Genomic DNA, 10756 nt, shown 5'->3' with positions numbered 1-10756 from the left:
TGCTCGGGTAAAGAAATAATAAGATGCCACATATCACCCGAATTGGTGACTTTTTGTGTACCCCAGACTCCTGGCCCTCCATCAGCATAATTGAGTCGGAAAGTATCACTTCTTATCGTGGTGACAATCCGGGCAAAACCGTAGATTTGATTGTTACAAGCGTAGATCTTGCCCTGGAATCCAGTGAAATCGACGGTATCCTTAGAGCCAGTGTACTGTATCCTACCGCAAGGATTGTCGTCTTTGGAGATAGGTCCGAATCCAAGACGGTGATAGGTTACCTGAAGGCAGGCATTAGCGGCTATCTTTCCAGTGAGGTCGAACCGGAAGAATTAGCAAAGTGTATTGAAGAAGTTCGGGAGGGGAAAAAATATATTAGTCAAGAAGTATTGTGGACCTTACTTGATTTGTATAGAGGCCGAGTTCATGGGAAGGCCGTCCTTACAACCCACGAATATAAGATCGCGAGATATCTCGTTGAAGGTAAGAAAACGTCCTGGATTGCTACTGAGCTAAGCCGTAAGGCATCTACGGTCAGCAAGATTAAGGCCAGTATATTCAAGAAGCTCCGTGTAAATGACATTTTTCAGCTAAGGGCCAGAATGTAGGATTCCGATCCTGATTCTGTCATGACGGAATGAAAAGTCACTGCGACCGCAGATAAACAAGCGATTTCGCTATTTCGATGGCGCGACGGGTAATATTTCTGCTCACCTTTGATCTGCCTTCTTAAATTGGAATTCACTGGTAATATAGAAAACTATAATGGCCCATTTATGGCCCAGCGTTGGTTAGCGTATAGTCAGAAGAGATCAGTCTGGGAGGTTCGTAGTGTCCCGAAAATACAGACAGTTTAGAGTTAAGAAAATCGCTTAGTAAACCCTTCAGAGTTCTCGAATAACGCCGCCAACCTCCTCAAATCGTCCAGCAAAAGGTTCGACTTTTGTACCGTCGGGAGCACGATACGAAAAAGAGCGATCAATTTTCACATATTGATCGCTCTTTTTCGTGTTTTAAATGGTTGATTTTTAGCTTGTTGTGTAGTTTAGGTTGAGTTTTTTATTGGTTCGAACTAATCTCATGCTAAAAACCATTTATTGATTAAGGTGTTGATTGTGAGATTGGTATCGGTTCGAGTATCGTCTGGGTATTTTTGATTTAATTTTCTGTTAAATAAGAATAATCGATGAAAATTGTGTCAATTGGGTGATTTTGTAAAATGCGCCAGTTTGGGCCTGTTGAGCGAAATGCTTTCCCTGTGATATGGGAGGCACTTCCTTGGTGGAGAATTCGGAGCCGCTGATCACCCCAATTCGGAAATAAAGGACAGTCTATTTCGGGAAAAACTGGCCAGTGTAAGTAAATGACTGATAGTTCCTTCACTCGTACAAAGCAATAACCTATCGATGGTCAATCTGCCGCGGAATCTGATGGTCAATGACTCCGAATTTTCCAATCTGCCCAATGGATGTCTTCAAAAACCAGAATGGTCGGCCATGCCAGTTTTTTCAGTTCGCTAAGAAAACGGATGAAAAGCTCGTTTCGATGGCCGGCAGCCGCCAGCGCTAACAGATCGCCGTTGTGCCACTCCCACAGAACATCGTATAAAGGCGCAAGCGGCCTGGGCGTAAACAGCGCATCGCAAGTACCTTTAAATATATTGCTGCCTTTTCTGTGGTTGTCGCAGAAGGCTTTCACCAGCGAGCTCTTTCCAATCCCGGCTTCGCCGCTGATGAGCATGCAATGCCCATCGCCACTAACGGATTCTTCAAACTGATGATTTAACGCTGATAAAAAATCCGACCTTTCTACTAATTCCATGGCGGTCAAAATAAATGGTGTTCTTGTGGTTAAGCGGTTGACTACGAAAAGAAAATAGGGGATGAATAATGTAAAATAGGTAGAAACTCCGATATAGGCATGCTGCCTTCTGGCTTGTTTTGCTCTGGTAAAAATTAATTCATCCTAAAAAATAAATCCATGCGAATTACCGGGAATTTCAACAACTGCGAACGTCTATTCAAAAATATCCTTCATTGCTCGCTCGCCTGTATGATGGGCTTTATCCTAGTTTCCTGCAACGAAGAAGACCACAAACAGCAACTGCCGGATGTGGTCGAGCAGGAACTGGATCGAGTGCGCCAATCGGTAATCGTATACCGGGATTTGAAAAAGGCAATTACTGCGGGTCATGACCACGAAGTTACCGGATACCACCGAGTTTAATTTATGGACCCTGCATGCCTGGTTAGAATTGGAAAATTCCCATGGAATGTTCGCTCCGCATAACCCCAAACTGCCCTGAACGGAATTTATTCTAGTATCTGCTCGAACACCGGCTATTATTTTTTTCTCATTCCCTATCTACATTTGATACATCCGTGTAACCATAGGCGTTTGCCCAAATCTTCGTGGATTTGGGCATTGCCATTGAACCTGTATCTTCAAATCATATGAAGTGTTATTCAGTATTGCTATTACTGCTGGGAATATGTTTTTCCTCGTATAACCCGGCGCAGGCAAAAGTATATCCCAAGGGAAGTCAAACCAGCAAGGCAGCCCCTGCGGCGAAGAAAAAGGCGGCTCCCTTGATAAAACGAGCGATTATAGTCGCTGGGCAAAGTAACACTTGCTCGGGGGCCGGGGATGTGATACTCCCCCCTGATTTTGCCCAAAGGAGAATGTCCCAGCTAGGGCGGAGTAATGAAAACTTCAATGAGATCCCACTTACATTTTATGGCGTTCATCACATTACAACGTATACGGACCGCGCCTCATTTGCGTCCATGTTCTGTTATTATTATTATGACCTTTTAAAAAGCCAAAATCCTGGGGCGGATATTCAATTGCTCCTTATTCCTGCTGGGGCTGGCGGTTCGGGTTGGAGTGACTCGCAGTATCCGTACAATTCATGGAGAACAGATACTAACTATTTCAGGGATGTGGTTACCCGTATCAAATGGGCAAAAAATGCCGGGTATCAGATTGATGGTTTTTTATGGCATCAGGGAGAAGCGGACGCAGCCGCGGGTACCCACTATTACCACCAGATCTTGTGCAACTTCATACAATCCATGCGCGAGCACGTAGGTAATCCTGCTTTGCCTTTCGTGCTGGGACAGATGATGCCTGCCTGGGTGGCGGAGGATCCCGCCAGAGCTGGATACCAATCCGTCATTAATGGTATTCCTAACCAGGTGCCCTATACCTATACAGTGCCGGCAAACAACCTGAGCTCTAACTATGGGGACCTGATACATTTTTCGGCTGCGGCTCAGTATGAGCTGGGGAAACGCTATTACGATGGTTTTTTGTCAGCCCAGAATAATTCCAGCCCTTCCGGTTATATGGTGCCACCAAGTGGTCAGAGCCTGTTGCTTAACCACAACGTGGCTGGCGGCTTGTTCACTAATGTGCTGGACGCGATAGGTCAAAACGACGATAATCCGTCTCATAATGTTCATTCAAGACTGGGCGAGATATGGAAGTTCAAAAACAGCGATGGCTACTACCATTTCAAATTGGTGGTGGTCGCGGGAGGAAGCCTCACTAACACATATTTTGAGTGGAAGCAGCGGTACAGCCCATTTGCAATGAGCGATGCTTTTGTAGAAGAAAGGGCGGATAAGAAGATTCTTGGTAATACCCTGGGTATAGATACAACTATCAACTCGCAGGGATTTGCCTCATTGGTATATTATTCGACCAGATCCGGTGGCCCAACGACCACACTTTTTCACGGGGACATCCGATACCGCAATGCAAGCTGGTGGCTTTCTGTGGGGGCAATCCAACACTTTCAGAGCCATTTGCCCATTAAAGATGACGGGCAGAACTCGGTTACGCATATCAGGCTGTATGCCATAAAAGAGTGATATTGCTAAACCTAGGTGGCACAGATGAGGCCTAGTTCGAAGGCCTCATCTGTGCTGGTAAGGTCAGGCCTTGAATCTGAGCCGAAAGTTTACCATATCAGTTTGGGAGACGCTCACCTGCACCTGGATCATAGCCGCAACCTCCTTAACAATCAATAGTCCGAGCTCATCGACCCTTCCTTTTGGACCCATCGGATCCGTACTGATTACTACTTCCCGATCGTTGATGAAATCCACTTTTTCTTGCGGCAGACCAGTTCCCGTGTTAGAAATGATTAGTTCCTTTCTATCCACGTCATCGTGAAAACTGAAACTAATCGTGCCCTGGTAGGTGTACTTAGACGCATTGTCAAGCAGGTTATGAACGATGATCGCTAAAAGTTGCTCGTCGGAATCGACAAAAATGCCCTCGGCGACGTCATTGATAATTGTGTTGTTCTTGGCGAGTGCTACTTTTTCAAAAAGCGCAATCTTTTCCTGAATCAGCGCATGAATATTTAGGGGCTTAATTTGAATTTGTTTACCATACATCTGCATTTTGACATAATTAAGCAAGTCGCGAAGCAACGTTGCGGTCCGCTCCGATATGGAAGATACGATCGTTGCCGCTTTCTGAACCTGATCATACCTGCCATCTTTGCAAAGGTCAACAATGTCTGCGGACACATAGGTGGCATAATTCAAAGGTGTCTGAATGTCATGTGTGATCGACGCCAGAAGACGAGACATCAGATGAACCTGGCCGGTAAGTTCTGTTTTCGACGCTTCCAGCTCGGTCATCGTATTTCGAAGTGAGTTTGTTCGGGTAGCAACAATAGTCTCTAGTTGAGTGTTTTCTGCTTGGATTGCCCTCAGCTTGAACCGGTTGAGCATCAGTCCGGCGACGACCAAAAGAGCCGAGATTGCAGTTGCAAATATTATGAGAACCCAATTCGTCAAATACCAAACCTGGGGCACGAAAAAATGGGCTCGTTTATAAACATAGCCATCCGCGGACAGGCTGCTGCGCTTGCGAACGACGAGGTCGTATTCACCTGCATGGATGCTCGAATAATGGATCACCATTTCATTGCCGATTTCATTCCAGTTTGGGCTTGTCTGATTGTTTCCTTTTTCAACCAGCGCATAAGAAACATCCAGGTTGCTGACGTTTCCAAAAAATGGGGTTGAAAAATGAAACTCGACATTCTGCGGGTTGATGGGTAACGAATATCCCCCATCGGTCTGTTCAAGTGGGATTTGGTTTACCAATACCTGATCAAGCTTAATAGCGGATTGGTCGTTGTACTTGCGTATTTGTTCCGGCCTAAACCAGACAAAGCCCTCCATCGATGGGAGTGAAACATACCCATTGCCGAGTTTCAGGCCGCACGGCTGGCAACTTCCATTGAACTCGTTGTTGGCAAAACCCTCATCAAGTGCATGATGGATAAAGAATGGTGGCTTTGGGGTAGTTTGGGGTGAGGTCGATATTACATTGGCGTAGTCGAGCAATTCTTTCTCGGATACTTGAAAAAGCCCTCTGTTGGTAGGTATCCACAAAGAGCCAGCTTCGTCATCGACAGCGCAGTGCGCCGATGCCAGGAACTGGTTTTTGTCTAACGGGAAGGTAGCAAGTTTACTTTCGTTGACCAAAAGCATTAGCCCCTTGCCCCTGGCTGTAAGCCACAAGCGATTCTGGCCTGACCGGCGGATGCTTTTGATGTTGGTACTGTCTGTGCCTGGCAGTATCGTGCCGCTTCCGGAAGTGGTGCCTACCTTATAAAGGCCGGCCTCCGTGCCGACCAATAGCGAGCCGTCCCGAGCGGTTTCCATGCAAGTGATATTCGCGGGAAGTTTGAATTTAAGCTGTTTAGGAGCAATTTCGGGCTGTTTAGGGTCCAGCAGGAAAATATCTTTGGAGACTCCTACCCAAATTTTCCCACTCTTGTCCTGGCAGACAGAAGAAATATGTTTTTCAAATTCCCACGTCTTTTCAAGCGTTTCTGCGCCCTTTGAAAACAGAAGCAGTTTTTCCCAGCTTCTGATCCAGAGCTTCCCATCTTTGCTCCTAAATATCACCCACTTGTCCGCAGGGTTTAGCTCAGCCAGCATAGAAAAGTTTTGATCTATTATCTGGCCGGAGCGGGCGTCTTTTCCGAGTATGTTTCCCGTTGGAGTCAATACCGTGTTTTCCCCAAAAGCAACTTGTGCGTAAAACACATTCGAGATCTCGTTGCCCCCGGTTTTTACAACCTCAAACTGAGGTACATGGATAACAAAAAGGCCCTTTGCCAGACCTCCTGCGAGTAGTTTTCCGTTAATTGCATCGTAGTATGCTACCGTTATGCCGTTGGCGTGAAAATCAAAATCTTTCGCCAGAAGCCTGGCGTAAACCATGCCATTACCATACCGTTCGAGCACGTATGTCGCATTATCCTGATGCAAAAAAGCCTGCTCCGAGTTGGGGTTCCACAGCAGTTTCATCTCTGCCGTCAGGTCGTTGTAGGAAGGATCATTAATAATATCGCCAATTATTCGAAGATCCTGTACCCGACCATTGACAACCTGGGAGACGGTATTACGATCTTTCACCCAGCACAGGTTTCCGTCCCAGACAAAAGCTTTTGAAACGACCAGGTTATTAACTGAAATTTCATAGTTTTTTTTCCAGCCTCGGTAGTATATCACGCTGTTTTTGTTGAAAACATAGTAATTCCCGTCTCGGCTGGCCGCGGGTAATCCATGAGGACGCTCATCATCGGGAAAACCAGATATATTCGGTATCCCTTTGATCCAGTTTACTCCTTTCATCGATTGAAGCTGGGCCGAGGTCAGAGCTTGTTTATAATTGTATGCGTTATCGTCCTTTTCAGCGTTCCCATCCTTGATCTGAATCAGGTCGCCGGCATTCGTCTCTGCATACATTTTCGACGCGCGACCATTGGCTAAAATGCCGTTGTTTTGATACACAGGCTGTATACCAACAATCCCGTCTACGCTCGTATTCAGCTTCCCACTCAGTGAGACAAAGTTTCGTCCATCGAAACGGACCAAACCCGCTTCTGTTGCAAGCCATACATAACCTTCTTTGTCGGCAGCGATGCTTTTGATACTGTTTTGAGGCAGGCCGTTTTCTGAGGTGTAGTGGTTGACTCTCAAGGCGACCTGTGCGTGAGCGGGCCCGACCTGCATCACCACCGCAAGTGAAACGAAAATGGGCAGCCAGTAACCGGGTTTTATCAACCTTAAAAAGTAATGTTTAATCATGGGGTGGTGTTTTGGTATCAGCCGGCAAATTTAACTGATGAAACCATTTGAAATTGAATATGCCGGACGGGCAGCGGTAAAACCGGCGTTGGATGTGTCCTGGGTCAGATTTTTAGTGATCAAAACCGACGACCGTTGCAGAAGGGTGATTTTCAGGAATATTACCCTTCTCGGTCTTTGCTGATGAAACGACGATCTGACTATCGGAAGTAAGGTTGATCGCCGCCAGAATACGCTCCCGCTTTTCGAGCTGAATTTCTTTTTTGGTAATCCAATCGGCCAGTTGCCCAAGTGCAGAACAAGGGTGTGAAAATCCACAGTGTTGCGATGCTTCATTGAGATCGACGAGCTTTTCGGTGGCGTTTTTATTGGTTATAACCAGTCCCATAAAGTAGTATAGTGTAGCAAGAAATTTTTGCTCCGGGGTGGTGTACTGTGAGCCGATGCAAAGGTTGTAAGCTCTTCGAAGATCATTGTAGCGTCCCCGATACAGATACAGTTCACAGTTCCTGGTTTGATAAAGCCCTTTTTCGTGGTCCGGACTACTTGTAATTAATAATGTGCCGGCTTAAACTCCATCAAAAAATGGCCTACTTCCGGATCGGCCGGGATCATTCCAGGGTTAAACTGCTGGCAGGCTTCAATCATCAGGTACAGTGGGGAGGCAGAAGTTCCCATGAGACAATAGACGGCAGAATGCCCAATGGGATAAAGAACTATTTCAGGATTGTTTCAGGGAAGCCCGGGGATGCTAGTAGCACACCTAATTCGTTCGATGATGGAAATCGGGTTGGAAATCATTTGGGGACGCCAACCACAGAAACCATTTGGGCACAGCCTCAGTATGCGGATTTCTTTACGAGCAATAACCGGGTGTCGGTCTATCACCTGGGAGTGCGAGGGAAGCTCTTTCGAAGAGTGGAATGGGCAGGCAAATGTTCGTATTCGAGTAATTGGGGAACTTACAATGCGCCTTTCAAGTCTTCTGTGAGGCAATTTTCAGCGGTCCTGAACTTGCAGACGCGTGTCAGCATTGCCGGTCCGACAGATATCGGGGCCAGTTTTGGTCTGGATACCGGGAAGTTGTTTCCTCAGACGTTTGGCGCGATGCTGACAGTCAGAAAGCAGATGAGTATCTATTGAGTTTTGCATTGGTATATGAAAACAGCCCGGCACAAACTTGCACCGGGCTGTAAAAATTTATGTTCTATGAGTTGTTTATGCTTTTTTTGGAGCTTCAATATTGAGTAGTTCGGGATTTTCTTTTTCGATTTTCTTGTAGAGCTGGATCACGTTGGTCACACCAAACTTCTCGAATATGCTAAGTTTATGTGTGCTGACTGTGCTCCATTTGATGCCCAGGTGCCCCGCTATTTCTTTTGTCCACTTGCCTTGCAGAAGTAATCTTATGATTTCAGCCTCCCGTGGTGTAATCACCGCCGCCTCCTTGTGTTTGTTAGGGTTACTGATAGACTTGAGGTAGTTATGCGCCAGGTAGCTTTGCGTTTGTGAGCTCATGTACTTTTCTCCGTTCAAAACCATCCGCATTGCTCTTGCGATCGCGGTGAAGGGGGCTGACTTTGAAAGAAAGCCGTCAGCACCCGCGCTTAAGTATTTGACAGAAAAATCTTCTTCGTTCATTGCGCTATGCACTAGAATTCGAACAGGGGCGTAGACATTTCTTAGGCTTTCAATCATCTTGGGGCTATTCCCTCCCGGAACGTCGATGTCCAATACAACTAAGTCTATCGGGCTTTTAGCAACTATACCGAGCCCCTGGTCAAATGATGAAGCCGAAAATAGCGAGGCCTCGGGGATGCTTTCTCTAACAATAGCTGTGAGGGCCCACAAAACAATTTCGTGGTCATCGATCAACAGAATTTTTGTCTGCTCGTCTTCCTGCATGATAAGGATATTTTTGTGGCGAAGTAGCTACAAAAATAAAAATACTTGATGAAAAACCATGCTGGCAATAATTCGAGATTTCGATAGAATTCATTTATCTCTTCGCTTGGCATTCGAGCGGCACCAGTATGCTGGCAACCAGTTACTTTTGTTATAAATGAGGAAATATCTTGCTTGAACAGGAGCGCTTAATATTAGCGTATACTGTTTATCGTTCGGCTGGCGAAAGACCGGGTCGATTATTCTTTTTTACACCATAAGAGATGAATTTCCAGATATGAAAAGAATTCTAATCATCGATGGGCAGTATTTGTTCCGACTTAGCTTGCAAACGGTCCTCAGAGAGCTGTACACGGATTGTGAAATCGTCGAGGCAGAAAGTATCGGCTCAGCGTTAGAGCTGCTCAGAGCGGAGATTTTTGACTTGGTTATACTGGATATCGAGATCGAAAATCACACGGGTATAAGAATGATAGAGTTTGTTAGTCGCATCTCTATATTGACCAGCGTCATCATATTCACCTCGGCGCACGAACATGTGCACGCCGAACGCTATGTGCTCGTGGGAGCCAAGGGCTTTATTCAAAAGTCGGCGAAACGGGAAGAGGTGGTCGGGGCGATGTCCGCTGTATTAAATGGCAGACACTACGTGAGCAATAATGTACACAAGCTACTGCTTAATGGGCGCCCTATCTACAATGTGCGTGAACCCCGACTCTCAGACCGTGAAAGAGAAGTGATGCAGTTGATACTTCAAGGTAAATTAACCAAGGAAATTGCCGGGATATTGCAGATCCAGGGCAATACAGTGAGCACTTATAAAGCAAACATATTTCGCAAGATGCGAGTTAACAACGTTTTGGACCTGGCCAAGAAGGTTAGCGTCGATTGAATAATTGAGAGGATAGTTTACTTAGTGATGTGAATTCAGGCACGCCCGCGAAAATCTTCGCGGGCGACTTTTTTATTTGAGCTTCGCCAACTATTGGTTATTCGAGCCATCAGCACAAAACAGTCCGGCAGGAATCTGCCGGGCTGTCGGTTTTTGTAATACTAGAAAAGGCATTGATTATCAACTAAAACTTATCTTGCAATAAGCAGCTTTTGTGTGTTTAGTGCCCCGTTCAGGTCGGTGATTTTCAAAAGATAAGCACCTGGTGCCAGCTTTTTGACATCGATACCCTCGGTAGAAACAGCGGCGGATTGATAAACAGAGATCCCGTTGTGACTAAGGATTTCGACGTTTTTGACCGAAGCTGGTGCAATGCCGTCGAGTTTGACAAAATCCGCTGCCGGGTTGGGGTAAAGGGCAATTCCCCTGCCCTCCGTGTTGACCCGACGGATGACGCTATACGCGAACGTGTTATCCTGGTCCACCATCTTCAAGCGGTAAAGACTTCTTCCTGTCAGAGGGCTCTCGTCGGTGAAGGAGTACTTTCTGATTGTTGTGCTTTCCTTACCGGACTCTACCGATCCTATTTTATTCCACTGTTTGCCATTGGGACTGCGTTCTATCTCGAATCGGTCGCTGTTGATTTCTTCACTGGTCGACCAGGAAAGCAGTGCGGTTTTGCCCTCTTTTGCTGCCGAGAATGAGATCAGTGTGACGGGCAGGTTGATGTCAGTGACATTGACAGAAGATACTGTTGTATTGAATAGTCCGTCATCTGTCCAGTCTCCTCCGATGTTAAACACCTGGGTGCCGACCGATGCGGCAGGATCAGACC

10 protein-coding genes are annotated in these 10756 nt (G+C 46.2%); 4 read left to right on the top strand and 6 right to left on the bottom strand.

Features of this window, described 5'->3' with window-relative positions; genetic code table 11:
* The first annotated feature begins 23 nt into the window (after positions 1-23).
* A complete protein-coding gene (locus tag ACTJJJ_RS19015; protein ID WP_440702663.1) occupies positions 24-608 on the top strand; it encodes a LuxR C-terminal-related transcriptional regulator in 585 nt (194 codons plus the stop codon).
* A gap of 826 nt (positions 609-1434) precedes the next feature.
* On the opposite strand, the gene ACTJJJ_RS19010 is transcribed toward ACTJJJ_RS19015, so the two are convergent.
* Both ACTJJJ_RS19010 and ACTJJJ_RS19005 read right to left on the bottom strand, forming a co-directional pair.
* Positions 1435-1821: an AAA family ATPase gene (locus ACTJJJ_RS19010; protein WP_440702662.1), complete on the bottom strand. Its 387-nt coding sequence runs from the start codon at positions 1819-1821 to the stop codon at positions 1435-1437.
* Positions 1822-2067: 246 nt separating this feature from the next.
* Positions 2068-2193 (bottom strand): hypothetical protein, encoded by a 126-nt coding sequence (locus tag ACTJJJ_RS19005; RefSeq protein WP_342089377.1) that lies wholly within the window; start codon positions 2191-2193, stop codon positions 2068-2070.
* Between the two features lie 260 nt (positions 2194-2453).
* Between ACTJJJ_RS19005 and ACTJJJ_RS19000 the strand changes: the two genes are divergently transcribed.
* Positions 2454-3875 (top strand): sialate O-acetylesterase, encoded by a 1422-nt coding sequence (locus ACTJJJ_RS19000; RefSeq protein WP_188938328.1) that lies wholly within the window; start codon positions 2454-2456, stop codon positions 3873-3875.
* Between the two features lie 63 nt (positions 3876-3938).
* Here the strand turns inward: ACTJJJ_RS19000 and ACTJJJ_RS18995 are convergent, their stop codons facing one another.
* Positions 3939-7124: a sensor histidine kinase gene (locus tag ACTJJJ_RS18995; RefSeq protein WP_440702661.1), complete on the bottom strand. Its 3186-nt coding sequence runs from the start codon at positions 7122-7124 to the stop codon at positions 3939-3941.
* Positions 7125-7236: 112 nt separating this feature from the next.
* Positions 7237-7512 carry a hypothetical protein gene (locus ACTJJJ_RS18990; protein WP_440702660.1) on the bottom strand — a complete coding sequence of 92 codons (276 nt, stop codon included), beginning with the start codon at positions 7510-7512 and terminating at the stop codon, positions 7237-7239.
* 197 nt (positions 7513-7709) lie between these two features.
* On the opposite strand from ACTJJJ_RS18990, the gene ACTJJJ_RS18985 reads away from it, so the two are divergent.
* The gene (locus ACTJJJ_RS18985; protein ID WP_440702659.1) at positions 7710-8267 is read left to right on the top strand and encodes a hypothetical protein; all 558 of its coding nucleotides are present in this window, start codon (positions 7710-7712) and stop codon (positions 8265-8267) included.
* Positions 8268-8342: 75 nt separating this feature from the next.
* Here ACTJJJ_RS18985 and ACTJJJ_RS18980 read toward each other — a convergent pair whose 3' ends face one another.
* Entirely contained in the window at positions 8343-9029 is a 687-nt protein-coding gene (locus tag ACTJJJ_RS18980; RefSeq protein ID WP_440702658.1) for a response regulator, read from the bottom strand.
* Positions 9030-9306: 277 nt separating this feature from the next.
* On the opposite strand from ACTJJJ_RS18980, the gene ACTJJJ_RS18975 reads away from it, so the two are divergent.
* Positions 9307-9921 (top strand): response regulator transcription factor, encoded by a 615-nt coding sequence (locus tag ACTJJJ_RS18975; RefSeq protein ID WP_440702657.1) that lies wholly within the window; start codon positions 9307-9309, stop codon positions 9919-9921.
* A gap of 191 nt (positions 9922-10112) precedes the next feature.
* On the opposite strand, the gene ACTJJJ_RS18970 is transcribed toward ACTJJJ_RS18975, so the two are convergent.
* Positions 10113-10756 (bottom strand): T9SS type A sorting domain-containing protein (locus ACTJJJ_RS18970; RefSeq protein ID WP_440702656.1); only part of this gene is annotated, 644 nt, incomplete at its 5' end.

It is taken from the genome of Dyadobacter sp. 22481, from assembly GCF_052044875.1.
In the GTDB taxonomy this organism is placed as follows: domain Bacteria; phylum Bacteroidota; class Bacteroidia; order Cytophagales; family Spirosomataceae; genus Dyadobacter; species Dyadobacter endophyticus.
This window is presented reverse-complemented; position numbering and strand designations above follow the sequence as displayed.

Bases quoted from the DNA above. Each gene is read 5' to 3' on its own strand.
- ACTJJJ_RS18995 (WP_440702661.1), bottom strand. From the start codon at position 7,124: ATGATTAAACATTACTTTTTAAGGTTGATAAAACCCGGTTACTGGCTG.
- ACTJJJ_RS19010 (WP_440702662.1), bottom strand. From the start codon at position 1,821: ATGGAATTAGTAGAAAGGTCGGATTTTTTATCAGCGTTAAATCATCAG.
- ACTJJJ_RS18990 (WP_440702660.1), bottom strand. From the start codon at position 7,512: ATGGGACTGGTTATAACCAATAAAAACGCCACCGAAAAGCTCGTCGAT.
- ACTJJJ_RS18975 (WP_440702657.1), top strand. From the start codon at position 9,307: ATGAAAAGAATTCTAATCATCGATGGGCAGTATTTGTTCCGACTTAGC.
- ACTJJJ_RS18980 (WP_440702658.1), bottom strand. From the start codon at position 9,029: ATGCAGGAAGACGAGCAGACAAAAATTCTGTTGATCGATGACCACGAA.
- ACTJJJ_RS19015 (WP_440702663.1), top strand. From the start codon at position 24: ATGCCACATATCACCCGAATTGGTGACTTTTTGTGTACCCCAGACTCC.
- ACTJJJ_RS19005 (WP_342089377.1), bottom strand. From the start codon at position 2,193: ATGACCCGCAGTAATTGCCTTTTTCAAATCCCGGTATACGATTACCGA.
- ACTJJJ_RS19000 (WP_188938328.1), top strand. From the start codon at position 2,454: ATGAAGTGTTATTCAGTATTGCTATTACTGCTGGGAATATGTTTTTCC.
- ACTJJJ_RS18985 (WP_440702659.1), top strand. From the start codon at position 7,710: ATGGCCTACTTCCGGATCGGCCGGGATCATTCCAGGGTTAAACTGCTG.